Below are 24,413 nucleotides of genomic sequence, written 5' to 3' on the forward strand. Positions count from 1 at the left end.
ATTATAATTGACAAAAATAAGGATATTATTTACAATTTTAATTAAATAAATGAAAAAGAGGGAAGATATGAAGCTTCAAAATCGAGTGAGGGAATTGCGAGCAAAGCATCGTTTATCACAAGGGGATTTAGGGAAAGCGATTGGCTCATCACGGCAAACGATTAGTTTAATTGAGCGTGGGGATTATGCACCATCTATTGTATTGTCGTTAAAAATCGCAAAAATTTTCAATGTACCGGTGGAGGAAATATTCACGTTAGTGGAGGGGGAAGAGGACGATGAAGAGTAAACGAAAAAAACAATTTGATTTTGTGGGAAAAATAGCATTAAGTATGATGGGTGGTTTTTTAACATCTTATATAGCTTTAGATTTACTCTCGGATGAACCGAGAAAATTATCATCTAATCTATTTATAGGTGTATGTACTATTTTTGGAATTTTAATGATGTACTACACTTGGAAGAATACACGTATGTTAGCGGAAGCACGCGATGAAGAAGAGAGCGTACAAGGCAGAAAATTAGGCATTATAAGTATATATTTACGTGTAGGTGATATAGTTACGCAGGCATGGTTTGTATATGCAGTTATTACATGTAGACGTGCACTGGTGCAGGATACAAATGTTTCATTTGCGGTGTGGAATTTAGTAGCTTCTATTGTCTGTTTAACTACTGTAGTGATTATCGGGCTCATAACAAAAAATCGTTATAATAAGCTATATCCTGAACAAGGTGTAACATATATGGAATCTATGAAAATGTGGACGAAAAACGCAGATGAAGGATTAAAACACATTGTGCATGAGGCTGGATATAAAGCGTATGAATTTACGAATACAATATTAGCATATGTATGGTGGGCTGCCGTTATATATACAGCGGCTAGTAATATCGATTTTGTATTGATTGGCTTAATCTCATTTATTTGGATATTGCATCTCGGAAAATTCATGTACGAAATGCAGAGGAAAATGATTTATTAAGGAGAGAAAAGAGTGGATATTTTAAGAAGGCCAGCTAGTTCAATGACGGCGGCGCTAGTTTTGTCCATTTTATACGGAGTAATCCGAACTGGAAAATTAGAAGTAATGTTGAATATATGGGCAGTATTTGGAATTGTATTATTAGTGTTAGCCATTCATGAGCTAGGGCACGTACTATTTGGCTTGATAGGTGGTTTGAATTTTAAATTTATGACAGTAGGACCTATCACTGTTCAAAAGGAAAAAGGGAAATTACGCATTCGAGAAAATAAATTATGGGCGTACTTTGGTGGCGTGGTGATGTTAGCGCCGTCTTCTATAGAGACACCGAACCTTTCAAAGAAATGGGCGTGGATGACTTTAGGTGGGCCAATTATGAGTTTACTATTCGGTATTACTTCAGGTTACATATATATGGTGAGTTATTATCAATATCTTTTATATTTTTCCGTTTTCCACTTTGTGATTTTTGCAGTTACAATCGTGCCGATAAAAGGAACGCTTCTGAGTGATGGTATGCAATTTCTCATTTTAATTAAAGATGATGAAAAAGCTAAGCAGCATTTATATACGATTCAAATATCGAGTGAGTTATTTAGTTATAAAAGACCGAAAGATTGGGATGAGAGATTAGTAGAACTTAGTGAGGAAAAATTAAAAGAGGATAAAAGTATAAGAGAGATAATGAGCGGACTTATGCTCGTCTTTTATGTCCGAGCTGATCAAAGGGGAATGGAAAGAGCAATACCGTATATAGAACAAATTGTTCAACTATCTGTAACGAAGGACAATAAATTTTTCGTTAGTAGTTTTCATAGTTGGTATCTTTTATATAAAGCTCTTTATCAGATAAATAGCCTTTCTCTGCAAGAAGCAAAGGAACATGCAAAGGCCATTACCAAAATGGATTTAAACGGATATTACCGTACACAAGGAATTATTAAATATTTAGAGGACGATATGGAAGCTTCCCGCACTTATATGAAGAAAGCTGATAAAGAATTGGAGAGTGCTGAGAAGAGTGGAATGGGATATTTACAAGTAGAGAGAGAATGGTTTGATCAGCTACAGGCGAGGGTATCTTACGATGGGTGAGGTATCCTCTTTTTTATATGTCATCTTATAACGTTCCATAAACAGCCTAGGACGAGTAAAATAAGATAAGAAGAGCAAAGCTTGGAGGAAGTAAATATGGAAATTTTATCAATTGTTTTGATAGTCTTGCTCATTTATGTTGTTTTTAAAGTAGCATATGTAGCATTAAAGATACTCGCGATCCTATTAATTATCTTTTTAATCGTAGAGTTCGGCAGTAAGTTGCTTGGGGGATAGGGTATGTTGTGTGTTTCGAGTGTCGAAGGTTGTCGTTAAATCGATATCTTGTGTCGAATCGTCGATATAATGAAAAAATCGTTGATATAAGTGGAGAAACGATCGATATATTTGAAAAATCGTTGATATACTTAAGTGAATACTAAGTGGGGTATATGGAAAAGAAGTTGCCGTGGAGGTAACTTCTTTTTATTTTGGTGATGGAGTATGAAAAGGAAAGAATAGCAAACAAAAAAGCTGGAAGATATTCTTCCAGCTTACGAGTTACTTTCAATTTGACGACCATTTTCTTCTTCAGTGTCTTGTAAAAGATTGAATACATCTGCTAGGCAGAATGCGATAAACCAAGTCCATAGACCGTGGAAGAAAGCAGAGCTTAATTGAAGTGGTAATGTATAGTTTGTCATTGAGTAGGAAATACATCCACCAACGATTCCGATCATTGTTAATAACATTGTTTTTTGAGCATTTTCTTCTGGATTGAAGAGGAAGTAAATGTATCCGCCTAAAATTGAAGCGCTTACAAGTGTTTCGATTCCATTAAAAATGATATTCTCTCCAAGCTGAGTGTTTGTCCAGAAGCAAATCACACCGCCGATAATGGCAAACAGGACAGCTATTGTATATCGTATATATTGATTCATATGTTCATCTCCTTATGTAATAAGATGATTTGGAAGTCAAAAAGGTAGGTATAGTATATTGAAGTGAATTTTAGTTGTACGTATCTTTTTATAAAAAGATTAGTGAAGAATAACTAAGATGATCGGTTTTTAAACCGTTACGTGTATGGTGACTGAAATATACCCGACTTCTCGTTTCTTTTTGTTTGTAAAATATGAGAAACTTCCAAGTCTATATACTCTTTTTTTGTGAGTCTGTTTTCATTATAACACATTTAGGGACACAATAATAGAATTATCTGATTTTGTAATAAGTGTAAAAAATAAAAAGCGCAAGGAATGTTAGTTCCTTGCGCTTTTTTATATGCGTTTGAAACGGCCGACAATTTCAACTGTTTCAGTAATGTTCATGAATGCTTTGTTATCCACTTGACGGATAATACGTTTCATTTCGCCTAACTCATATCGAGTCACGACAGTGTAAATCATTTTTTTCTTATGGTTTGTATAGCCGCCGACAGCATCTACCATTGTCACCCCGCGTATGCCGTGATGTAATAGTGCGCTTTTTATTTCCTCACCTTTTTCTGTAACTGTCATTATCGTTAATTTAATATGTTTTGTATGCACGGCATCAATTACTTTGCTGACTACAAACCGGCTAATTAACGTATAAAGCGTAATATCCCATCCGAAAATAAATCCTGCTGCAACAAGTAAGATCAAGTTGAATCCAAAGATGATTGCTCCAATCGAAATATCTCGATGTTTTGCTACAATCAATCCAACGACATCAAAACCACCTGTTGAAGAAGCAAATCGGAATATGATTCCTGAAGCTGCTCCGCAAATTACACCACCGAATACAGAAGAAAGTAAAATATCGTCTGAAACTTGATGTACTGGGATAATGTTCATCGCTAAAGATGATACAGCTACAAAATACGCTGTTAAAAAGGTTGTCTTCTTGCCTAAGTAAAAGTGACTTAAAATAAGAAGAGGAATGTTTAGTAAAAAGATAAGTGCACCGATATTGTAATGCATTAAATAACCGATAATCATCCCTACACCAGCAAATCCACCGCTAATCATATTATGCGGGATAAAAAACATGTTCATAGAAATTGCATACAAAATAGAAGCTATGAAAATAACAACCAACTGTATCATAAATTCTAAGTGAAATGTTTTAGCTGCTGGGAAAGATAAAAAGGCGGTGTCGGGAACGTAATCGGCGTCTCCTAGTTGACCCATAGTATGTTTCATCTCCATATTCATTTTTGATTACAAGAAGAGAATAAAGGTTTTTTCAAAAACTGGCAATAGTTTTATTATAATGCAAAAATTTTATAAATTTCTAATAAATCAAGCCTATTCATTGATGTGCGTGAATATACTAAAGAAAGCGAATACAATGTTTCTTAATTATTGTTTTCTTGAGAAAATATGCAAAATACTTTTTTTGAAAATAAAAGGAAATAGAGAATATTTGCCCGATGTGCTAAAATGAGCTTATTAAGGATGTGAAGCGATGGAATTTTTATTGCAGGATGCAATTCTATATATATCGTTTGTAACAACGGCGCTTTGTTTATTAGAAGTTTTCTTCCTTGCCAATGTTTCTCGCTTTGTGCGTCAGCAAGCATCGAGCGGTAAACAAAGAGCTTTTGCGTTAGTTGATACATGTGAAGATAGTGCAGGAAATGTAACGCTATTTTCTATTTTTTATAAATATGGAATGATTCGTTCTGTTCGCAGACAAGAATCAAGTGAAGAGAATGACGAGGTCGGTCCGTATACACCAATGTTTCGCTAAATAATTACGAAACATTGGAGGAATGAACATGTTAAAATCATATCGAGCTGTGCTCGTTAGTTTATCATTATTACTTGTTTTTGTTTTATCTGGTTGCAGTAATGCGGCCCCAATTGATGCACATAGTACTGGGATTTGGGATCATTACTTTGTATATCCAATCTCGTTTATGATTCAATTTGTTGCTCATCATATACCTGGAGCTAGCTTCGGGATTGCGATCATTATCATGACGCTCGTTATTCGTTCAGCAATGATTCCATTAGCTGTTTCACAATACCGTAGCCAAGCGAAAATGAAAAAAATGCAACCTGAATTGCAGAAGCTAAAGAAAAAATACGGTGATGTAAGCAAAGATCTTGAAAAACAAAAGCAGTATCAAAAAGAAATGTCAGAACTAATGAAATCAGGCGGTTGGAATCCACTTGCTGGTTGTTGGCCAATTTTTATACAAATGCCGATTTTCTCTGCTTTGTATTATGCGATTAGCCGAACAGAAGAGATTCGCACATCTTCATTTTTATGGGTGAACTTAGGACATGCAGATCCATATCATATATTACCGATTATTGCAGCGTTAACGACATTTATTCAGATGAAAGTTTTCCAATCTAATATCACACCTGGAGAACAAGTACAAATGCTAAAAATGCAGCAAATTATGATGCCAGCAATGATTCTATTTATGGGATTTGCGGCGCCATCAGGTCTTGTACTGTATTGGATTACAGGTAACCTATTTACAATGACACAAACAATTGTATTAAGAAAAATAATGGAACGTGAAGAATTACAATTACAAAAAGCTTAGAACAACGCCGCTCGTGATGAGCGGTGTCTTTTTTGTTAAGTCGTTAAGGGAATTTTAAGAAACCAATATTACTATAGGCATTGTATACGAAAGTGTACATGCTTTAGAAATATGAAGGAGGAAATTTCCTATGAAGAAGAAAACAGTTGGGTATTTAGCAATTGCAGGTGCTTTATCATTTGGAATTATAGGAGGAGTGGGTGTACCAGCATTTGCGGCAACGAATACTCCAGCAGCGGATCAGCCTACAAAAACGGTGAAGAAAGATTTAGATGACGCTACAAAACAAAAAGTGAAAACAATTATGGACGATACAAAGAAACAATTAGAGGAGCTAGGTGTAAAGCTTCCAGAGAAAGAAAAACGTAAAGATATGCTTGCGGGATTAGATGATCAAACGAAAGAAAAAGCAAAATCAATTTTAGAGCAAGAGAAATCTGGGAAGTTAACACATGAACAAGCGCAAGAAGAATTAACAAAGCTAGGTGTGAAATTGCCGGAGAAGGGTAAACACAAGGATATGTTTGCAGGATTAGATGATCAGGCGAAAGAAAAAGCAAAGTCAATTTTAGAGCAAGAGAAATCCGGAAAATTAACACGTGAACAAGCAAAAGAGGAATTAACAAAGCTAGGCGTGAAATTGCCAGAGAAGGGTAAACATAAGGATATGTTTGCAGGATTAGATGATCAGGCGAAAGCAAAAGCGAAATCGATTTTAGAGCAAGAGAAATCCGGAAAATTAACACGTGAACAAGCAAAAGAAGAATTAACAAAGTTAGGCGTGAAACTTCCAGAGAAAGAGAAGCATGAAGACATCTTCGCGGGATTAGATGAAGCAACAAAGGCAAAAGCAAAAGCAGTTCTAGAAAATGAAAAGAAACAATTAGAGGAATTAAATGTGAATCTTCCACATCATAAATTTTTTATGAAAAAAGAAGATAAATAATTGAGTTATGTATCTTTCGTGTGGGCAACCGGAAGGTACATATGTGAGGAGGTTTTCTTTGGAAAGCCTCCTCTTACTTATTGTCGTTTTTTTGTTGGGAAATCGTTCATATAATTTTTTATCGCTACACTGTTTCAAAGATATGAGGCAATTAGAGAAAATAAATAGCTTCTGTTATAATATAAGAAGAGAAATATTTCTTATGTTATATAAAAAATATATTGATTTTTTCTAACAATTCAATATAATGAACAATAACTACAAAATTCGACATCAAGAAGTGATGATGAGGACATGATCAATTTTTTACGATTCTCAGAGAGGGAAGCCTTTGGCTGTGAGCTTCCTAGTACGGGAAAATAGATTACCACCTCTGAACTGCAGCAGTGAACGGATACCTAGTAATTGCTTGCCGGCAAAAACCGTTATTTAGACTTGAGAAATTGGTGAAGTATGTCACTTTGCGAATTGAAACAAGGGTGGAACCACGAATATAACACTCGTCCCTTTTTTAGGGAGGAGTGTTTTTTTATTTCATTTTTGCATCACACTAGGATTGGAAGGAGGATACGCAGCATGCATCATGATGAGAAAAACAAAATTGGTTTAACAGTAGCGCTTTCTATCGTAGTAGGGACTATCATTGGATCTGGTGTGTTTATGAAACCAGGGAGCGTATTAGATTACTCAGGGAGTTCTAATATGGCTATTCTTGCTTGGGTAATTGGTGGTCTGTTGACACTAGCAAGTGGTTTAACAGTAGCTGAAATTGGAGCGCAAATCCCGAAAAATGGTGGGTTGTATACGTATTTAGAGGAGATTTACGGAAGTTTTTGGGGGTATTTATCAGGCTGGATGCAAACGATTGTGTATGGCCCAGCTATTATTGGAACGTTAGGGTTGTATTTTAGTTCTTTAATGATCAATTTTTTCTATTTAGATAAAGTATGGAATTTACCAATCGCAATTGGTACCGTTGTGTTCCTAGGCGTTGTAAATAGTATGGGGACAAAATATGGAGGTATCGTCCAAACGGTTACGACAATAGGGAAGATGATTCCGATTATTTTAATTGTTGTATTAGGCTTTTGGAAAGGGAATAGTGATATTTTTAACGTAGTAGTGCCGATATCAGAAAATCAAAGTATAGGTATGGCAATTTTAGCAACTTTATTTGCTTATGATGGTTGGATTTTACTCGCTTCCATCGGCGGGGAAATGAAGAATCCAACAAAGTTATTACCGAAGGCAATGACAGTTGGTATTTTAATTGTAACTGCTGCTTACGTATTAATTAACTTGGCGTTACTGAATGTATTACCAGCAACACAAATTGTAGACCTTGGAGAAAATGCAACAGCGACAGCTGCAGGCATGCTACTTGGAGAATATGGCGGAAAAATTATTAGTATCGGTATTATCGTTTCTATTTTCGGTTGTTTAAATGGAAAGATTTTAACGTTCCCACGTATCCCGATGTCGATGGCAGAGCGTGGACAACTTCCATTTGCTAAGTTTATTGCAAAGGAAAGTCCAAGATTTAAAACACCAGCAAATGCGATTACTGTTGAAATCATTTTAGGAATTATTTTAATGATTATTAGTGATCCGAATAAGCTATCTGAGATTTCCGTATTCATTATTTATATTTTCTATGTAATGACGTTTATTGGTGTCTTCATTTTAAGAAAACGTAATAAGAATAAAGAGCGTGCATATAGTGTACCTTTATTCCCAATCGTACCAATCGTAGCGATTTTAGGTTCGTTCTTTGTAATCGGTAGTGCAATTATCAATGATCCGGTAAGTTGTTTCTTATCAATTGGAATTGTCTTTACGGGACTTCCGGTGTATTGGTATTTAAATAAGAAGAAAGAAACTGAATGATGGAGGGGTAGGTGTATAATGCGCCTACCTTTTTTATTGTAAAAAAATTGTACTTGCTTACAGTTTCTATTTTGGTTACTATAATAGTAGTAACCAAAATAGAAAGCGTGGGGAAAGACTTGAATTTTCGTGTATATATTTTAGCTATTGCGGCTTTCGTAGTCGGAACGGTTGAGCTAATTATAGGAGGAACGCTCGATTTAGTTGCCAATGATTTAGGAGTATCTATTAGCGCAGCTGGTCAGCTTATAACAATATTTTCAGTAGTATTTGCTTTATCAGGTCCAGTTTTATTAGCGGTAACAGGAAAGTTTGAAAGAAAAACATTATACATTGGGGCATTATCGATTTTCTTAATTGGAAATATTATTTCAGCATTTAGTGTGAATTACGAAATGTTAATGTTCTCAAGGGTCATTTGTGCGGCGAGTGGTTCATTAATTATTGCACTATCTGTAACACTTGCTTCTAGTGTTGTAGAACCGCATTTTCGTGCGCGTGCAATTGGGATCATTTTTATGGGGATTAGCGGATCGCTCGTACTTGGAGTACCACTTGGTCTTGTACTCGGAAATGCATACGGATGGCGTGCGCCATTTGTATTAATTTCGATATTAACAGTTATGGCAATCGCTTGTATTTCATTATTCTTAACGAAAGTACCGCCGACATCGGTGTTATCAATAAGAGAACAAATTGCTACGTTGAAAGATAAAAAAATTGTGAGTGCACAGTTAACATCATTTTTATTTTTAACAGGTCATTTAACACTGTATGCATACTTAACACCATTTTTAAAAGATGTGATGCATGTGGAAGCGAACTGGATTAGTGTGTTTTACTTCATTTTCGGAATTGCAGCGGTACTTGGAGGCGGCCTTGGGGGCTTGCTTGCTGATAAATGGGGATCGAAGAAAAGTACTATTTCCATCATTATCGTATTTGCATGTGCAATCTTTATGTTGCCAATGATGACATTTTCATTCCCGCTCTTCATTATTATGATGGGACTTTGGAGTATGCTGAGCTGGGCTATTTCACCAGCACAACAAAATTACTTAATTGAAATTGCACCAGAATCAGCTGGTATTCAGCAAAGTTTAAATAACTCTGCCCTTCACTTAGGAATTGCGCTCGGTTCAACAGTAGGCGGAGTTGTTATTGAAAAATCATCTGTTATATATAACGCTTGGGTAGGCGGTGGCTTTATTATATTAGCACTGCTTTGTGCAATATTCTCGATTACGAGAGGGCGTTCTACTCAGTTTGTGAAAGAAGAATCTATCGTTTGATAGGTTCTTTTTTTATTTGTAAAAAATGGAAGGAGTTAGTAGGAAAATGAAGAAGGTATATATAGCGAGGTGATAGTATATGTATTCAAGTTTTTCAATCATTGGTTTTTTATTTACGATCATACCATTCTTTCTTGTAATTTTTCTCTTTAGATGGGTTCGTTTCATTTATCAAAATTCAGAGAAACAAGTGGAGCAAAATGAGAAAATCATTGAGCTGTTGATGGATATAAAGGAACAAAATGAAAAGGAGTCTAAGTGAAAAACTAGACTCCTTTTTATTATTTAATTAGTATCTTAATTTCATCAACAAACTTTTAATTTCCTCATCTTCCATAAAGAGATCATGGTGTTTCTGGGTAATTTTCGCAAGTGCAACGTCATGATAGAAGAATTCTGTAAAGAACTTCACGAAAGGTTGTGACATTGTTTTCATTGCTTGCCATGACTCTTGTTCTACACCAGCAAATAAAATTTCACGGTCGTCAACGATGAGTAGTAAGTAGCGCTCTAATGCATTAGGTTCTTCAGCTGGGATTAGAAAATGCATGTTTTCTAAATCTGTTTCTACTTTTCCAACTATAAGGGACTCAATTTGGACGCCTTGTTTTGCTTTTTGTTCTAGTAAAGGAAGGTATTCTGAAAGAGTGTCATTCCAAGCTGAAATACGAATCGATTCTTTTGCACTTTCAATGAGCTCTTTACTTTGAACTCGAATAGAAGATTGCATCTTTAAGCTCCACACACGGTCATCCGTAAATGATTTTTTTGATATATTCGTTTCTAAGTCTTGAATATTTGCTTGGAATTCTGTCGTTAATTTTTCAATTGCTAGTTTTAGTGGTAATGCTGTATACAACTTTTTCTTTTCTGAAACAGAATCCATTACCATTCCTTTATCTATCAGGCGTGCTAGCACTTCATATATTTTTGCTTTTGGAACACCAGAGTGCTTCACAATTGTTGTAGCATCTAACGGTTCATTGCTTGATACGACAACTTCATAAGCTTGGCTTTCATATTGTGAGAAACCGAATTTTTGTAACATAGTTCCCTCCGAACGAATGAGATTATATTTTAAGGATAATGAACTATTTGTTTTTGCACAAGTGGTAGTCCGTTTTCTAATTGTATTAAGGTGAGAATTAATTTCAATTTTTTAATTTTATCTATTATACTTAATATAATGATTAATAAGATTTTAATTTAATACGAAGGGGATGCTTGGGGGAAGATGTTAAGAAGTTTACGTTTAAAAATTGCGGTAGTATTTTCAGTACTTATTTCTATGATGTTCGTAGTATTGGGTACAGCTATGTATCAATTACAGAAAGAGAAAGAAGTAAGTTCCTTAGACCAGTATTCTCAAAATACGATGGATCTTGTGACAGAGCAACTTACGACATTTGTTCAAAGAACTGATGAAGATATGGGGTATTATGCGAACAGTGAGATGATTCGTAATATGATTCAAGATGGAGTTACTCCAGAAGAGGAAGCATTTTTAACGAAAGAGTTTGCGGAGTATAAAAAGAACCATCCTGGTATTTTAGATTTATATATTGGTACGAAAGATAAAAAAACATTAAGTGCCAATCTTGCTGAAGGTGGAAAAGTGCCGGAAGGATATGATCCAACGACAAGACCGTGGTATAAAGATTCAGAGGCTGATGTGAAAAAGGTTCATTGGGGACAACCTTCATATGAAATCGCGACAGGAAAGTTAAGTGTAGGGGTTTCTAAAGCTATTACGTCTGAAGATGGTTCTGTATTAGGCGTTGTTGCGATGGATGTATCGCTCGGAACAATTCAGAAGTTACTTCATAATATTCAATACAATAATGATGGAGAAATGTTTATTATAAATGATAAAAATATAGCTCTTGTTTACCCAGAAAAGATAGGGAAAGATATTTCTAAAGAGCCATTGCTGAAGAGTTTAAATAAAGATGTCACAAAATATGCTGAAACTACATTAAAAGGTGAAGATGTAGTTGTTTATAGTCAGTTATTTGATGCGATGAAATGGAAGATAGGAATTTTTTATCCGAAACAAACGATTGATGGATTGTTAAGTAGTATGAGAAATACAGTCATTATAATGGGATGTATTAGTTTATTAGTTGGAATAGTAGCTTCTTATTTATTCTCAAGAAGATTAGCAAGACCACTGCAATTATTAACGAATCACGTTCAAAAAGTAGCAGGAGGTGATTTAACACTGCAAATGAAAGTGACAAGTAAAGATGAGGTTGGAGAGCTGACGAACCATTTTAATCATATGGTTGGGCAAATGAATGAAATGGTAAGTAAAATTAAAAATAGTGTATTAACAGTGCAGCAATCAACGAATAATCTCCATTATTTAACGAATGAAACGGTGGCCGCTAGTAGAGAAGTGTCAGGTGCAATGGATGATGTGAGCGGGGGAGCTTCTACTCTTGCCAATAGTGTAGATGAAGTTTCAGCTCAGCTTGAGAACATGGCGCAGTCAGTGGAAGAAATGAATAGCTCCGTTGGTGAAATAGAAGGAGTGGCTGGTAAAGCGGAAAAGGCATCTAAGCAAGGGTTAAATACGATGCAGAATTTAGTTCGTACAAGAGGAGAGTCATCTTCGATTGTTGTTCATACAGAGGAAGCATCTGGTAAGTTAGAGCAAAAAGTCGGATCGATTCAAAATGTTGTAGAGCTTATAAAAGGTATTTCGGATCAAACGAACTTACTTGCTTTAAACGCTTCGATTGAAGCAGCACGTGCAGGTGAGCAAGGTAAGGGATTTGCAGTTGTGGCTGAAGAAGTTCGAAAGTTAGCGGAACAATCAAAAGAGGCAACAGGAGAAATCGCAACAATGATTGGCGATGTCCAATTAGAAGTAAAACGAGTTGTAGAGGTCGTAAGTAAATTGAAAGATATTGCTGATATACAAAATAAAGTGACGACAGAGGCAGAGGCGGAATTCCGTACAATTATGTCGGTTGTAAATACGATTAGTATCTCAGTTGAAAAAATTGTAGAAGAAGTAAACAATATAGGTCACGAGCAAGGTGAAATTACAGAGGTAATGCATACAATTGCTAGTACGAGTCAAGAAAGTGCAGCTGTATCTGAAGAGGTAAATGCTGCAACTGAATCGCAAGTGAATCATTTAGAAAAGGTAGCTCATACGATGGAAAGCTTGACAGAGCATATGAGAGATTTAGAAAGATTAGTCGAGCAGTTTAAAGTGGAAGAGTAACATATTAGTAAAATGATGAGGATTTCGGTAAAATAGACAATGGATATATAAGAAGCAATTATAGGAGGAAAACTACTATGGCAATTGTTGACGTTTCGATTATTCCAGTAGGAACAGGTAATCCAAGTGTTAGTGAATATGTAGCAGAAGTACAAAAGGTGCTAGAGAAAAATGCAGATCGCGTGAAGTATCAATTAACACCGATGAATACAGTTATTGAAGGAGATCTTCCTGTCATTCTAGAAGTAATTCAACAAATGCATGAAGTTCCCTATACGAAAGGTGCACAACGCGTTGCAACAACAATTCGTATCGATGATCGCCGTGATAAAGTAAGCACAATGGAGAAGAAATTAAACTCTGTTCGATCAAAATTATAAGAAAAAGCAGCGATGATCGCTGCTTTTTTCATATAGGAGGTAAATAAGGTGAGTGAAAAGTTTAATGAGCAATTTGATGGGTTGCTAGAGAAGTACACGGAACTATTACTGGGAGAGAGCAATGAAGAAAGAAAAGAACAGGTGCAGAAGTGGGCACTTTATTCTTACATTGCAAAGACGATGCCAGCTTTAGTGAAGCATTGGAACGAGACGTATCCCGATGCGAAAGAAGAAATGGTACAGTTAATTTCAGATATAAAAAAGATAAATGAAGAGAAGCGAAATGAAAAATAAAAGAGCTTGAGGTGAATTTCACCTTAAGCTTTTTTTATCTCGTAAAAGTCCAATTGATGAGGGCTAATAATCAGAGGGGGCTCTAATTAAAGTTTCACTTTATTAATATCCTCATATAATTTGGATGGAATATAAAGGGTTTTATAGGTGTGTCGAATATTTTCAACATGTCTATTTGAGGCCTAGTAAACCCGTTTTTTCTAAATGTCGAAAAATATTCCTTTTATATTTACAAGCGAGAATATGAGGTTTTAAATGTTTTTATAGTATTTTATAAATTATCTAAATAATTATTTGTATCAAATAATTTTAAAGAATGATATAATTTTGAAGAGGGGTAAAAAACAGATAAAGTACAGTCATAGGGGTGAATTACATGGAACAATTAATGCGAAATTCGTTTCTTTTCTTGTCAAAAAATAAAGCGCTAACAAAGTTAGCTAAAAAGTACGGTTTACGCTTTGGAGCAGGTCGTTTTGTCGCAGGGGAGACAATCGAATTAGCGACAGCAGCTATTAAACAATTGAACAAGCAAGGCCTTTGTGTAACAATCGATTATTTAGGTGAATTCGTTGATAATGAGGCGGAAGCAAATGAAATGGCTAACCAATCGATTGAAGCGATTCGTGCAATTGGAAAAGAAGGACTTGATTCACAGCTTTCTTTAAAAATGACTTCTATGGGATTAGATATCTCAGATGAAATCGTAATGAACAATATGCGCCGTATTTTAGAAGCTGCAAAAGAAAACGGTGTGTTTGTTACAATTGATATGGAAGATTATACGCGTTGCGGGAAGACAATTGATATCTTTAAACAATTAAAATCTGAATACGATAATATTGGTACTGTTATTCAAGCTTACCTGTATCGTACAGAAAAAGATATGGAAGATTTAAATGCTTATAATCCTAATTTACGTCTTGTAAAAGGGGCTTATAAGGAACCTGAAGAAGTAGCGTTCCCGGACAAGAAAGATGTAGATGACAATTATAAAAAAATTATTAAAATGCACTTATTAAATGGAAATTATACTGCAATTGCTTCACATGACGAAGCAATTATTGAATATACGAAAAAACTTGCCGAAGAACACAATATTCCAAGGGATCAATTTGAATTCCAAATGTTATATGGTATTCGTAATGAGCGTCAACTCGAGCTTGTAAAAGAAGGCTACAAGATGCGTGTTTATGTACCTTATGGAAACGACTGGTATGGCTATTTCATGCGCCGTCTAGCAGAGCGTCCAGCGAACGTTGCGTTCGTATTAAAAGGTATGGTTAAAAAATAACCAAGGAGAAAATACTCCTTGGTTATTTTAATTGCTTAAATGCGTAATGTGCCATTTTCTTCGTATCAGGATATAGTTGCGCGCGAGTAGAAGATAATACGACGTTAATGACGCGTTTACCGTCTTTCTCATCAACAGTTACGACCGTATATTTTCCGAGTGCCGATAGACCGCTTTTACTTCCAATCGCATATGGATCGTCATATAGTTCTTCTCGTCCATAGTTTGCGATTTTTGGAGAGCGTTCGGAAGTATATAGAGTTGTATGTACTGAATTCATATATTGTAAAACAATTGGGTATTTTAATGCTTCTTTCGTAATAATGGCAATGTCATATGGTGATACTTTATTTCCAAGTGCATCAGCACCACTTGCGTTTTTGAAAGTTGCATGTTTTGTACCAAGTTCCTTCGCTCTAGCATTCATCATTTTCACAAACTCATTTTTTGATCCTGCGATATGTTCTGCAACTGACTCAGAGATTGGGTCTGCACTAATGATAAGCATAAGTTTTAATGCCTCATCGCGTTTTAATTTTTCCCCAGCACGCAGCTTAATTTTTTTACTTTGACTTTCTGTTTTTATTGCGTTTTCTGTAACTGTAATTTCTTCATCTTCTTTTACATTCTCTAGTAAGAGAAGGGTTGTCATCATTTTGGCTATACTAGCCGGATAAGAGCGTTCATCTTCGCGTTTTCCATACAAAATTTCACCTGTGTCTGCATCGATTGTAATTCCGTATTGCCCCTTAATACTAGGCTGATCAGCTCTTACAGTTTGTTGTCTTTGTGCATAAGAGAAGAAAATCATCCCTGTAAATAGTGTAGCAATCATTACAATCATAACTATTGTTCGTTTCATCATCGTTCCCTCTTTTGTTTTCCATATGTACAAATAAATTGGGCAGAAAAAGCAGCCATTAATCATTATGCCACGTTCTCTGCCCAAAAATATAGCGTTATTTTTCGCCCATATTATGCTTCTTATATTGTTGGTTATTACCTTGACGTCCTTTTTCCACACCGTGGTTATGCGGACCTGCATTTCCGGTTACACTCGCTGCACTAATTCCAGCTTTTGAGGGGTTCTTCTTAAGTTTTGCCATATATATTCCTCCAGTTTCGTCAGATTATAAAAAGGAAAAGTGCATTTTAGTGAAGAAAATACACATATATAGCATGGGCAAATAAAAGAAAAATATTTATTTCAGAAAATTTTATCAATAAATATATTGCGAAAATTTAAACAGTATCATATATTTATAAGTAGAGGCTCACTCATTGATTGCGACTTATGTCGAAAAATTGAATGAGCATTCATTCAAGAATAGGGGGAGAATTGGATGTTCCAAATTAAAAAGGCTGCTGTTCTAGGTTCAGGCGTAATGGGTTCAGGAATTGCGGCACACTTAGCTAATATTGGTATTCCGACATTATTGCTTGATATTGTACCACCTGCGCTTACGAAAGAAGAAGAAGCGAAGGGACTTACATTAGAACATAAAAGTGTGAGAAATCGTTTTAGTAATACGGCACTGCAAAAACTATTGAAGCAAAAACCAGCTCCTCTGACAGTGAAAGGAAATTTAGCACTGATTGAAGCAGGTAACTTAGAAGATGATCTTGAGCGTCTTGCTGATGTAGATTGGATTATTGAAGTAGTAGTTGAAAACTTAGATGTTAAAAAGAAATTATTTGAAAGAGTAGATGCTGTTCGTAAACCAGGTTCTATTGTTAGTTCAAATACGTCAGGCATTTCCGTTGAAAAAATGGCAGAAGGTCGTTCAGACGACTTCCAGAAACACTTCTTAGGAACACACTTTTTTAACCCACCACGATATTTAAAACTTCTAGAGGTAATACCGACGAAAGAAACTGATCCACAAGTATTAAGCTTCATGAAATTATTTGGCGAAGACGTTCTTGGAAAAGGCGTTGTTATCGCAAAAGATACACCAAACTTTATTGGAAACCGCATTGGTACGTACGGCTTGCTTGTAACGCTTCAAGAAATGATTAAGCGCGGCTATAGCATTGGAGAAGTTGATTCTGTAACGGGTCCATTAATTGGTCGTCCGAAGAGCGCAACGTTCCGCACATTAGATGTTGTCGGTTTAGATACATTTGTACATGTTGCAAATAACGTATATGAAAATGTACAAGAAGAAGAGCGAGATGTATTTAAAGTACCAGCTTTCATGCATGACATGCTTGATAAAAAATGGCTTGGAAGTAAAACTGGTCAAGGCTTCTTCTTAAAACAAGGAAAAGAAATTTTAGAATTAAATCCTGAAACGATGGAATACGAAGCGCGCAAAAAATTAAAAGCTGCATCCGTAGAGTTAAGCAAGCAAGAAAAAGGATTAGCGAATAAATTGAAAGCGCTTGTATACGCGAAAGACCGCGCAGGTGAGTTGTTATGGAATATCATCACACCAACTCTTTTATACTCTGCAAAGCTTCATAAAGAAATTGCTGACGATATCGTGGCAATCGATCAAGCGATGAAATGGGGCTTCGGTTGGGAGCAAGGACCATTTGAAATTTGGGATGCAATCGGCGTTGAAAAATCGATTCAAAAGATGGAAGAAAACGGCGTAAATGTACCAGCTTGGGTAAAAGAAATGGTAGAGAAAGGTTTTACTGCTTTCTATAAACATGATAACGGCGATAGCTACTATTACGATAATGGTGAATATAAGCTAATCGAGCGTAATAAAAAAGCAATTTCTCTTAAACAATTAAAAGAGAAAAATGGCGTATTAAAGAAAAATAGCGGCGCGAGCTTAATTGATTTAGGTGACGGCATCCTTTGCTTAGAATTCCATTCGAAGAGCAATGCAATCGGTATGGATATTACGCAAATGATTAACTACGCTGTTGATGAAGTAGAAAAGAATTATAAAGGTCTTGTTATCGGGAACCAATCGAAGAACTTCTGCGTTGGTGCGAATCTAGCAATGATCTTAATGGAAGCACAAGACGACAATTACTTTGAAATTGAGTTGGTTGTGAAAAACTTCCAAGATGCAATGACGAAAATTAAGTACTCTTCTAAGCCAGTTGTAGCAGCTCCATACGGTATGACACTTGGTGGTGGTACAGAAGTTTGTTTACCAGCTGCAAGCATTCAAGCTTCTAGCGAAACGTATATGGGCTTAGTAGAAGTAGGTGTTGGCTTAATCCCTGGCGGAGGCGGTAATAAAGAGCTATACATTAAACACTTAAACAAAATGGCAAACGGTGTAGAATTCGACTTACAAAAAGTTGCGAATAAAGTATTTGAATCCGTAGCGATGGCGAAAGTTTCTACATCAGCGCAAGAGGCTGTTTCTAACAACTTCTTAGGCGATAAAGACGGTATTAGTGTGAATGGTGACCACTTACTATATGATGCGAAACAAAAAGCACTTACTTTATATGAAGCAGGCTATAAAGCACCGATTCGTAAAAAGATACCAGTTGTCGGTGAAACAGGATATGCAACGCTTGTACTTGGTGCAGAAGCAATGCATTTATCTGGTTACATTTCTGAACATGATCTTCACATTGCGAAGAAACTTGCATATGTCATTGCGGGCGGAAAAGTACCGTATGGAACAAAAGTTGATGAGCAGTATTTATTAGATGTAGAACGTGAAGCATTTATTAGCTTAGTAAGTGAGATGAAATCACAAGCAAGAATGCAGCACATGCTTGTAAAAGGAAAGCCATTACGTAACTAATAACGAAGGGAGATATCGTTCATGAGAGAAGCTGTCATTGTTGCGGGAGCAAGAACACCAATTGGAAAAGCAAAGAGGGGTTCATTAAAAACAGTTCGTCCTGACGATCTAGGGGCGTTAGTAGTAAAGGAAACGTTAAAGCGTGCGAATTATGAAGGGCCAATCGATGATTTAATTTTCGGTTGTGCGATGCCAGAAGCAGAGCAAGGTTTAAATATGGCTCGTAATATCGGCGGATTAGCAGGGCTTTCTTACGATGTTCCAGCTATTACAATTAACCGTTACTGTTCTTCAGGTTTACAAAGTATTGCTTATGGAGCAGAGCGCATTATGCTTGGACACTCTGAAGCTGTATTATCAGGCGGAGCGGAATCAATGAGCTTAGTTCCGATGATGGGACACGTCGTTCGTCCGAATAGTCGCCTTGTAGAAGCGGCTCCAGAATATTATATGGGCATGGGACATACAGCAGAGCAAGTTGCTGTGAAATATGGAATTTCTCGTGAAGAGCAAGATGCATTTGCAGTAAGAAGTCATCAACGCGCTGCGAAAGCATTAGCTGCTGGTAACTTCGCTGATGAAACAGTATCTGTAGATGTGACGTTACGCTCGGTTGGATCAAACAATAAATTGCAAGAAGAAACAATCATTTTCGCACAAGACGAAGGTGTAAGAGCAGAGACGACGCTAGACATTTTAGGTAAATTACGTCCAGCATTTAACGTTCGCGGTTCTGTAACGGCTGGTAACTCTTCACAAATGAGTGACGGTGCAGCATCTGTACTATTAATGGATCGTGAAAAAGCAGTGAGTGATGGTATGAAGCCACTTGCGAAATTCCGTTCATTTGCAGTAGCTGGCGTACCACCAGAAGTAATGGGAATTGGCCCAATCGCTGCAATTCCAAAAGCGTTAAAACTAGCAGGATTAGAACTATCGGATATCGGCTTATTCGAGTTAAATGAAGCATTCGCTTCTCAATCAATCCAAGTTATTCGTGAACTTGGTTTAGATGAAGAAAAAGTAAACGTAAACGGCGGTGCAATTGCACTTGGACATCCACTTGGCTGTACAGGAGCAAAACTAACACTATCTCTTATTCACGAAATGAAACGTCGCAACCAACAATTCGGTATCGTAACAATGTGTATCGGCGGCGGAATGGGAGCAGCGGGAGTGTTTGAATTACTATAAAAAAAGTGGAAGCGGCTCGCTCAGAATGTGAGGGGGATGGAGCTTCAGACGTAGAGGCTCTTTTTGCCTCGCAGGAAGAAGCGAAGCCACCGAACATTCTAGCCGCTGGAACTGGATTATAAAAAGTGGAAGTGGCTTGCTCAGAACGAGACGACGCTAAAGCAAAGAATGGAAGCAACAAAGGGTTATAAATAAAATTGAGAGCCAGCTTCTTTCCAAAAGAGAGAAGCGGCTCATGAAAATATGAAGGAGGAAATTTTCATGGAAAAAACAGTAGGAAATGCGGTTAAAGGCGGTAGCTTTTTAGTAGATGAGATTACGATTGATCAAGTGTTTACACCAGAAGATTTTTCATCTGAGCATAAAATGATTGCAAAAACGACAGAGGACTTTATCGTAAATGAAGTTCTTCCAGAGCTTGAATATTTAGAGCAACATGAGTTTGATCGTTCTGTTCGTCTTTTAAAAGAAGCTGGTGAACTTGGTTTACTAGGCGCTGACGTACCAGAAGAGTACGGCGGAATTGGTCTTGATAAAGTAAGCTCAGCGTTAATCGCAGAGAAATTCTCTCGCGCTGGTGGTTTTGCAATCACTCACGGTGCTCACGTAGGTATCGGATCTTTACCAATCGTATTATTCGGTAACGAAGAGCAAAAGAAAAAGTATTTACCATTACTTGCAACTGGTGAAAAATTAGCTGCATACGCATTAACAGAGCCAGGTTCAGGATCTGACGCATTAGGTGCAAAAACAACTGCACGTTTAAATGCAGAAGGTACACATTACGTATTAAATGGTGAAAAACAGTGGATTACAAACTCTGCATTCGCTGACGTATTTATCGTATATGCAAAAATCGATGGAGAGCACTTCTCAGCATTTATCGTAGAGAAAGAATATGCTGGCGTATCTACAAGCCCAGAAGAAAAGAAAATGGGTATTAAATGTTCTTCAACTCGTACGTTAATTTTAGAAGATGCATTAGTACCAAAAGAGAACTTACTTGGTGAAATCGGTAAAGGTCATATTATCGCGTTCAACATTTTAAATATCGGTCGTTATAAATTAGGTGTTGGTACAGTTGGATCTGCGAAACGTGCAGTAGAAATTTCAGCACAATATGCAAACCAACGTCAACAGTTCAAACAACCAATCGCTCGCTTCCCATTAATTCAAGAGAAACTTGCGAATATGGCAGCGAAAACATATGCAGCTGAAAGCTCTGTATATCGTACAGTAGGTTTATTCGAAAGCCGCATGAGTACATTATCTGAAGAAGAAGTGAAAGACGGTAAAGCAGTAGCAGCTTCTATCGCTGAATATGCAATCGAGTGCTCTTTAAATAAAGTATTCGGTTCTGAAGTATTAGACTATACAGTAGATGAAGGTGTTCAAATTCACGGTGGTTACGGATTTATGGCAGAATACGAGATTGAAAGAATGTACCGCGATTCTCGTATTAACCGTATTTTCGAAGGAACGAACGAAATTAACCGCCTAATCGTACCAGGTACGTTCTTACGTAAAGCGATGAAAGGTGAATTACCACTTCTTCAAAAAGCACAAAAATTACAAGAAGAGTTAATGATGATGATGCCAGAAGAAGTAGGCGATGAGCCATTAGCACTTCAAAAATATTTAGTAACTAACGCGAAGAAAATCGGCTTAATGGTAGCTGGATTAGCGGCTCAAAAATACGGTAAAGCATTAGATAAAGAGCAAGAAATTCTTGTGAATATCGCTGACATCGTAAGCAACCTTTATGCAATGGAATCAGCTGTTCTTCGTACAGAAAAAGCAATTAAAACAACTGGTCTTGAAAAGAATAAACAAAAAGTGTTATACACTGAAGTATTCTGCCAAGAAGCATTCAACGAAATCGAAGCAGATGCGAAAGAAACACTTATCGCAGTTGAAAACGGCGACATGCTGCGCATGATGTTATCATCATTACGTAAATTAACTCGCCACACGCCACTTAACGTAATTCCGAAGAAACGTGAAATCGCTGCGAAAATTTTAGAAGATGAGCGTTATACAGTTTAATAGATGAAAAGGAACCAGTGGCCGTTTGGCTGCTGGTTTTTTTATTGATGGATTCTTGAAAAGGGTTGTTTTACATATGTATTTGTAAACAGCTCTTTTTCATGGAGGGATAGGAGATGAGGTTAATAAAAGTAGGAACAGTTCATCAAATCGCATTTTTACCGCGTCTATTTCCGATTAACTGTTACTTTGTCGAAGAAGAAACAGGATTAACGTTAATTGATGCAGCTTTGCCATTTTGTGCAAAGAAGATTTTAGAAGCGGCTCGAAAACTAGGAAAACCGATTACGAATATCGTTATAACACATGCACATGATGACCATGTAGGAGCGCTTGATGCTATAAAACAAGAATTGCCGAATGTTTCGGTCTATATTTCTGAAAGAGATGCTCGTTTACTTGAAGGGGATTTGTCACTGCAACTCGGAGAACCAGGCACGCAAGTAAAAGTGAGTGTGTCAAAAAGGATAAAGACGATTCCAGATATCCTTCTTCAAGAGGGAGATCAAATTGGTTCACTTGTAGCAATTGCAGCTCCAGGCCATACACCGGGATCAATGGCGTTTTTAGACACGAGAAATGATGCGCTCATTGTTGGAGATGCATTTCAAACGAGAGGAGGAGTGGCGGTAGCAGGACAGTTGAAGTGGCTTTTTCCGTTTCCTATGTTTGGTACGTGGGATGCAGAAGTTTCATTAAAAAGCGCTCAGAAATTGCTAGAGTATAAGCCGTCTATATTAGCGACAGGGCATGGGAAGATGATTAAAAATCCGTTAGTGCAAATGCAACGGGCGATTGAAGAAGCGGAAAGGAATTTAACTAGAAAGAGCCTTTAATTGTTTAGAGGCTCTTTTTTGCTAGATGATATTATTTTGTGGGTTTTAAGTATGTGTATATCGCTAATAGGAAACCGAAAAACATAAATATAAAAGGGTCTTGGCTTGGGTTAGGGTCATAGCTATCTTGCACCTTAGTAAGAAAATCATGTGCTTTCATGTTTACCTCTCCTTTTATTCATAAGGTTTAGTATGAAGTGGGGATCATGATGTGGAAGTAAGAAAATTTTATTTTATAATTATTATATAACAATATAGTTCCTAAAACTATAGAATACAAAGCGTTCATAATATGTAAAATTGCATATTATTCTTTTTGAAATTTTTGTTATATTATCCTTATATTTATATTAAAGGATTTTTATTAAGGTAATGAAAACAAATGGAGGAATAGTATGAGTAAAACGGTGTTAGAAGCGTATAGTGTGGAAAGGAAAATAGATAATATAACATATAAAAATCTATTTGTAATGATAGCAATCATTTTAGGATTCTTACTTCTAGGAGGGTTATTCCTTGGTTTAGCTTTTGGGATTTATGGTGAGGAAGCGTTGCGTGATAATTTAGAAGGGTACTATTTCCTTTTATTAGATGCAGCTGTTGTTGCTATCGTTTTATTAGCTTATAAACCAGTTCTTCATTTTATTAAATATATTTGGGATTTATCCGTTTTGAAGAATGGGAAGACATATTTATATCTATTAATTGGTTTTATGGTTATTGCGTTATCACAATATTTAATGTTACATGTGTTTAGTTTTGAAAGTGCAGCAGAACAACAGAAACAATTAGGGAGCTTAGGACTTCAAAATAGTCTACAAAGTATTATATATGTGTTAAGTGTTGCTATAATTACACCGGTTAAAGAAGAAATTCTATTTCGAGGTATTTTATATCGATTTTTAGAAAAGAAATATAATTTTTTAGTTGGTATCATTATTTCTTCCTTCATTTTTGGAATTCTTCATGGAGGTCTTCTAATTACGGCAACAATTATGGGGATTGTATTTGCGATGTTATACAAAAAGACGCAATCTATTATACCTAGTATTATTTTACACATTTCGTGGAATTTACTTGTGAGTATAAGTATGATTGTATCTCTATAAAATTGAATACAGAACCAGTATAAAAGATGAATAGTCTTAGCTATTCATCTTTTATTTTGTATGCACGTGAAAAAGTTAATGCATGCATATAATCCAAAAAGAACCAAATACTAATGACGAATGAACAAAGAAAGGCAGGAGTATTCCATGCAAAATTTAACAGAGCTTGAAGTAGAAAACTTACGTCATTTAATCGGTGGACACGCAACAATTATTAACAAGTTGGAGCAGTATGCACAGACGTGTACAGATCCAGAGTTGAAACAAATGCTACAAAAGGATGCGCAAGATGCACGAAATATGAAACAGCAATTGATGACTTTTCTAGGATAGGAGGAAGCGACAGATGAATGAAAAAGATATGGTAAATGATTATTTAGCAGGATTAAATGCAAGTTTAACAAGTTATGCAAATTATATTGCTCAGTCTGATAATGAACAGTTACACCAAACATTAATTCAAATTCGTAATCAAGATGAAATGCGCCAACGTAATATGTATGAGTACGCAAAGCAAAAGAGTTATTACAAACCGGCAGCACCTGCGAATCCAATGATTGTGCAGCAATTAAAAGGCCAATTAAGTGCGGAATAATGGGATGAAAAA

At 36.3% G+C, this 24,413-nt stretch carries 27 protein-coding genes, 1 pseudogene and 1 other annotated feature; of the genes and pseudogenes, 22 read left to right on the forward strand and 6 right to left on the reverse strand.

What is annotated here, in order from left to right:
• The first annotated feature begins 67 nt into the window (after positions 1–67).
• The 4 genes from ACS2MN_RS20795 to ACS2MN_RS20810 all read left to right on the forward strand — a co-directional run bounded on the left by ACS2MN_RS20795 (position 68) and on the right by ACS2MN_RS20810 (position 2,318).
• The gene (locus ACS2MN_RS20795; protein ID WP_000776158.1) at positions 68–289 is read left to right on the forward strand and encodes a helix-turn-helix transcriptional regulator; all 222 of its coding nucleotides are present in this window, start codon (positions 68–70) and stop codon (positions 287–289) included.
• A complete protein-coding gene (locus ACS2MN_RS20800; RefSeq protein WP_000837707.1) occupies positions 279–986 on the forward strand; it encodes a DUF3169 family protein in 708 nt (235 codons plus the stop codon). The genes ACS2MN_RS20795 and ACS2MN_RS20800 overlap by 11 nt, the downstream gene beginning before the upstream one ends.
• A 42-nt stretch (positions 987–1,028) precedes the next feature.
• Positions 1,029–2,081 (forward strand): site-2 protease family protein, encoded by a 1,053-nt coding sequence (locus ACS2MN_RS20805; RefSeq protein WP_346994807.1) that lies wholly within the window; start codon positions 1,029–1,031, stop codon positions 2,079–2,081.
• Between the two features lie 96 nt (positions 2,082–2,177).
• Positions 2,178–2,318 (forward strand): DUF3985 family protein, encoded by a 141-nt coding sequence (locus tag ACS2MN_RS20810; RefSeq protein WP_000404759.1) that lies wholly within the window; start codon positions 2,178–2,180, stop codon positions 2,316–2,318.
• A gap of 257 nt (positions 2,319–2,575) precedes the next feature.
• Here the strand turns inward: ACS2MN_RS20810 and ACS2MN_RS20815 are convergent, their stop codons facing one another.
• Positions 2,576–2,962, reverse strand: a complete 387-nt coding sequence (locus ACS2MN_RS20815; protein ID WP_001077779.1) for a DUF3938 domain-containing protein — start codon at positions 2,960–2,962, stop codon at positions 2,576–2,578.
• 339 nt (positions 2,963–3,301) lie between these two features.
• Positions 3,302–4,195, reverse strand: a complete 894-nt coding sequence (locus ACS2MN_RS20820; RefSeq protein WP_000530041.1) for a YitT family protein — start codon at positions 4,193–4,195, stop codon at positions 3,302–3,304.
• 277 nt (positions 4,196–4,472) lie between these two features.
• Here ACS2MN_RS20820 and ACS2MN_RS20825 point away from each other — a divergent pair, with 277 nt between their 5' ends.
• The 6 genes from ACS2MN_RS20825 (at position 4,473) to ACS2MN_RS20850 (ending at position 9,955) form a co-directional block, all read left to right on the forward strand.
• On the forward strand, positions 4,473–4,757 hold the full coding sequence (locus ACS2MN_RS20825) for a hypothetical protein (RefSeq protein WP_000394928.1): 285 nt from the start codon (positions 4,473–4,475) through the stop codon (positions 4,755–4,757).
• 28 nt (positions 4,758–4,785) lie between these two features.
• Complete coding sequence (gene yidC / locus ACS2MN_RS20830; protein WP_000920530.1) at positions 4,786–5,568, forward strand: membrane protein insertase YidC; 783 nt, start codon at positions 4,786–4,788, stop codon at positions 5,566–5,568.
• Between the two features lie 130 nt (positions 5,569–5,698).
• Entirely contained in the window at positions 5,699–6,514 is an 816-nt protein-coding gene (locus ACS2MN_RS20835) for a hypothetical protein (RefSeq protein ID WP_098805088.1), read from the forward strand.
• 274 nt (positions 6,515–6,788) lie between these two features.
• Positions 6,789–7,025 (forward strand) — a binding site (T-box leader).
• Between the two features lie 65 nt (positions 7,026–7,090).
• Positions 7,091–8,401 (forward strand): APC family permease, encoded by a 1,311-nt coding sequence (locus tag ACS2MN_RS20840; protein ID WP_000546326.1) that lies wholly within the window; start codon positions 7,091–7,093, stop codon positions 8,399–8,401.
• Positions 8,402–8,508: 107 nt separating this feature from the next.
• Entirely contained in the window at positions 8,509–9,693 is a 1,185-nt protein-coding gene (locus ACS2MN_RS20845; protein ID WP_346994808.1) for an MFS transporter, read from the forward strand.
• Between the two features lie 79 nt (positions 9,694–9,772).
• Complete coding sequence (locus ACS2MN_RS20850) at positions 9,773–9,955, forward strand: hypothetical protein (protein WP_000287384.1); 183 nt, start codon at positions 9,773–9,775, stop codon at positions 9,953–9,955.
• Between the two features lie 27 nt (positions 9,956–9,982).
• Here the strand turns inward: ACS2MN_RS20850 and ACS2MN_RS20855 are convergent, their stop codons facing one another.
• Positions 9,983–10,741, reverse strand: a complete 759-nt coding sequence (locus tag ACS2MN_RS20855) for a TrmB family transcriptional regulator (RefSeq protein WP_000939466.1) — start codon at positions 10,739–10,741, stop codon at positions 9,983–9,985.
• Positions 10,742–11,008: 267 nt separating this feature from the next.
• Here ACS2MN_RS20855 and ACS2MN_RS20860 point away from each other — a divergent pair.
• From ACS2MN_RS20860 to ACS2MN_RS20880, 5 genes and pseudogenes are all read left to right on the forward strand, one after another.
• Positions 11,009–11,977 (forward strand): annotated as a pseudogene (locus ACS2MN_RS20860) (HAMP domain-containing protein); the annotation flags it as partial.
• Between the two features lie 126 nt (positions 11,978–12,103).
• Positions 12,104–12,928 carry a methyl-accepting chemotaxis protein gene (locus tag ACS2MN_RS20865; RefSeq protein ID WP_430384461.1) on the forward strand — a complete coding sequence of 275 codons (825 nt, stop codon included), beginning with the start codon at positions 12,104–12,106 and terminating at the stop codon, positions 12,926–12,928.
• Between the two features lie 77 nt (positions 12,929–13,005).
• A complete protein-coding gene (locus tag ACS2MN_RS20870) occupies positions 13,006–13,308 on the forward strand; it encodes an MTH1187 family thiamine-binding protein (protein WP_001018862.1) in 303 nt (100 codons plus the stop codon).
• Between the two features lie 48 nt (positions 13,309–13,356).
• Entirely contained in the window at positions 13,357–13,602 is a 246-nt protein-coding gene (locus ACS2MN_RS20875; protein WP_001290590.1) for a YusU family protein, read from the forward strand.
• A 376-nt stretch (positions 13,603–13,978) separates the two neighbouring features.
• Positions 13,979–14,896: a proline dehydrogenase family protein gene (locus ACS2MN_RS20880; RefSeq protein WP_000436768.1), complete on the forward strand. Its 918-nt coding sequence runs from the start codon at positions 13,979–13,981 to the stop codon at positions 14,894–14,896.
• A gap of 22 nt (positions 14,897–14,918) precedes the next feature.
• Here ACS2MN_RS20880 and ACS2MN_RS20885 read toward each other — a convergent pair whose 3' ends face one another.
• Positions 14,919–15,758, reverse strand: a complete 840-nt coding sequence (locus tag ACS2MN_RS20885) for a D-alanyl-D-alanine carboxypeptidase family protein (RefSeq protein ID WP_000831486.1) — start codon at positions 15,756–15,758, stop codon at positions 14,919–14,921.
• A 97-nt stretch (positions 15,759–15,855) separates the two neighbouring features.
• The gene (locus tag ACS2MN_RS20890) at positions 15,856–16,002 is read right to left on the reverse strand and encodes a YuzL family protein (protein ID WP_001096344.1); all 147 of its coding nucleotides are present in this window, start codon (positions 16,000–16,002) and stop codon (positions 15,856–15,858) included.
• Positions 16,003–16,239: 237 nt separating this feature from the next.
• Here ACS2MN_RS20890 and ACS2MN_RS20895 point away from each other — a divergent pair, with 237 nt between their 5' ends.
• The 4 genes from ACS2MN_RS20895 to ACS2MN_RS20910 all read left to right on the forward strand — a co-directional run bounded on the left by ACS2MN_RS20895 (position 16,240) and on the right by ACS2MN_RS20910 (position 22,697).
• Positions 16,240–18,621: a 3-hydroxyacyl-CoA dehydrogenase/enoyl-CoA hydratase family protein gene (locus tag ACS2MN_RS20895; RefSeq protein WP_000486354.1), complete on the forward strand. Its 2,382-nt coding sequence runs from the start codon at positions 16,240–16,242 to the stop codon at positions 18,619–18,621.
• Positions 18,622–18,642: 21 nt separating this feature from the next.
• Entirely contained in the window at positions 18,643–19,815 is a 1,173-nt protein-coding gene (locus ACS2MN_RS20900; protein ID WP_001206332.1) for an acetyl-CoA C-acetyltransferase, read from the forward strand.
• Between the two features lie 261 nt (positions 19,816–20,076).
• Positions 20,077–21,861, forward strand: coding sequence for an acyl-CoA dehydrogenase family protein (locus ACS2MN_RS20905; protein ID WP_000416287.1), 1,785 nt, complete (start codon positions 20,077–20,079; stop codon positions 21,859–21,861).
• A 116-nt stretch (positions 21,862–21,977) separates the two neighbouring features.
• Positions 21,978–22,697, forward strand: coding sequence for an MBL fold metallo-hydrolase (locus ACS2MN_RS20910; RefSeq protein WP_001236901.1), 720 nt, complete (start codon positions 21,978–21,980; stop codon positions 22,695–22,697).
• 31 nt (positions 22,698–22,728) lie between these two features.
• Here the strand turns inward: ACS2MN_RS20910 and ACS2MN_RS20915 are convergent, their stop codons facing one another.
• A complete protein-coding gene (locus ACS2MN_RS20915; protein WP_000643597.1) occupies positions 22,729–22,857 on the reverse strand; it encodes a hypothetical protein in 129 nt (42 codons plus the stop codon).
• 235 nt (positions 22,858–23,092) lie between these two features.
• Here ACS2MN_RS20915 and ACS2MN_RS20920 point away from each other — a divergent pair, with 235 nt between their 5' ends.
• The 3 genes from ACS2MN_RS20920 (at position 23,093) to ACS2MN_RS20930 (ending at position 24,401) form a co-directional block, all read left to right on the forward strand.
• Positions 23,093–23,806 (forward strand): CPBP family intramembrane glutamic endopeptidase, encoded by a 714-nt coding sequence (locus ACS2MN_RS20920; RefSeq protein ID WP_000048027.1) that lies wholly within the window; start codon positions 23,093–23,095, stop codon positions 23,804–23,806.
• Positions 23,807–23,953: 147 nt separating this feature from the next.
• Positions 23,954–24,139, forward strand: a complete 186-nt coding sequence (locus ACS2MN_RS20925) for a hypothetical protein (protein WP_346994803.1) — start codon at positions 23,954–23,956, stop codon at positions 24,137–24,139.
• A 13-nt stretch (positions 24,140–24,152) separates the two neighbouring features.
• The gene (locus ACS2MN_RS20930; RefSeq protein WP_001002985.1) at positions 24,153–24,401 is read left to right on the forward strand and encodes a spore coat protein; all 249 of its coding nucleotides are present in this window, start codon (positions 24,153–24,155) and stop codon (positions 24,399–24,401) included.
• The last annotated feature ends 12 nt before the right edge of the window (positions 24,402–24,413 follow it).

The organism is Bacillus cereus group sp. BceL062 (assembly GCF_051780025.1).
Taxonomy (GTDB): Bacteria; Bacillota; Bacilli; order Bacillales; family Bacillaceae_G; genus Bacillus_A; species Bacillus_A toyonensis.

Coding starts and splice junctions, on each gene's coding strand:
- ACS2MN_RS20870 (WP_001018862.1), top strand. CDS start 13,006: ATGGCAATTGTTGACGTTTCGATTATTCCAGTAGGAACAGGTAATCCA.
- ACS2MN_RS20820 (WP_000530041.1), bottom strand. CDS start 4,195: ATGGGTCAACTAGGAGACGCCGATTACGTTCCCGACACCGCCTTTTTA.
- ACS2MN_RS20885 (WP_000831486.1), bottom strand. CDS start 15,758: ATGAAACGAACAATAGTTATGATTGTAATGATTGCTACACTATTTACA.
- ACS2MN_RS20880 (WP_000436768.1), top strand. CDS start 13,979: ATGGAACAATTAATGCGAAATTCGTTTCTTTTCTTGTCAAAAAATAAA.
- ACS2MN_RS20815 (WP_001077779.1), bottom strand. CDS start 2,962: ATGAATCAATATATACGATATACAATAGCTGTCCTGTTTGCCATTATC.
- ACS2MN_RS20890 (WP_001096344.1), bottom strand. CDS start 16,002: ATGGCAAAACTTAAGAAGAACCCCTCAAAAGCTGGAATTAGTGCAGCG.
- ACS2MN_RS20835 (WP_098805088.1), top strand. CDS start 5,699: ATGAAGAAGAAAACAGTTGGGTATTTAGCAATTGCAGGTGCTTTATCA.
- ACS2MN_RS20850 (WP_000287384.1), top strand. CDS start 9,773: ATGTATTCAAGTTTTTCAATCATTGGTTTTTTATTTACGATCATACCA.
- yidC (WP_000920530.1), top strand. CDS start 4,786: ATGTTAAAATCATATCGAGCTGTGCTCGTTAGTTTATCATTATTACTT.
- ACS2MN_RS20905 (WP_000416287.1), top strand. CDS start 20,077: ATGGAAAAAACAGTAGGAAATGCGGTTAAAGGCGGTAGCTTTTTAGTA.
- ACS2MN_RS20910 (WP_001236901.1), top strand. CDS start 21,978: ATGAGGTTAATAAAAGTAGGAACAGTTCATCAAATCGCATTTTTACCG.
- ACS2MN_RS20865 (WP_430384461.1), top strand. CDS start 12,104: ATGGATGATGTGAGCGGGGGAGCTTCTACTCTTGCCAATAGTGTAGAT.
- ACS2MN_RS20900 (WP_001206332.1), top strand. CDS start 18,643: ATGAGAGAAGCTGTCATTGTTGCGGGAGCAAGAACACCAATTGGAAAA.
- ACS2MN_RS20795 (WP_000776158.1), top strand. CDS start 68: ATGAAGCTTCAAAATCGAGTGAGGGAATTGCGAGCAAAGCATCGTTTA.
- ACS2MN_RS20855 (WP_000939466.1), bottom strand. CDS start 10,741: ATGTTACAAAAATTCGGTTTCTCACAATATGAAAGCCAAGCTTATGAA.
- ACS2MN_RS20925 (WP_346994803.1), top strand. CDS start 23,954: ATGCAAAATTTAACAGAGCTTGAAGTAGAAAACTTACGTCATTTAATC.
- ACS2MN_RS20915 (WP_000643597.1), bottom strand. CDS start 22,857: ATGAAAGCACATGATTTTCTTACTAAGGTGCAAGATAGCTATGACCCT.
- ACS2MN_RS20895 (WP_000486354.1), top strand. CDS start 16,240: ATGTTCCAAATTAAAAAGGCTGCTGTTCTAGGTTCAGGCGTAATGGGT.
- ACS2MN_RS20920 (WP_000048027.1), top strand. CDS start 23,093: ATGAGTAAAACGGTGTTAGAAGCGTATAGTGTGGAAAGGAAAATAGAT.
- ACS2MN_RS20810 (WP_000404759.1), top strand. CDS start 2,178: ATGGAAATTTTATCAATTGTTTTGATAGTCTTGCTCATTTATGTTGTT.
- ACS2MN_RS20930 (WP_001002985.1), top strand. CDS start 24,153: ATGAATGAAAAAGATATGGTAAATGATTATTTAGCAGGATTAAATGCA.
- ACS2MN_RS20840 (WP_000546326.1), top strand. CDS start 7,091: ATGCATCATGATGAGAAAAACAAAATTGGTTTAACAGTAGCGCTTTCT.
- ACS2MN_RS20805 (WP_346994807.1), top strand. CDS start 1,029: ATGACGGCGGCGCTAGTTTTGTCCATTTTATACGGAGTAATCCGAACT.
- ACS2MN_RS20800 (WP_000837707.1), top strand. CDS start 279: ATGAAGAGTAAACGAAAAAAACAATTTGATTTTGTGGGAAAAATAGCA.
- ACS2MN_RS20825 (WP_000394928.1), top strand. CDS start 4,473: ATGGAATTTTTATTGCAGGATGCAATTCTATATATATCGTTTGTAACA.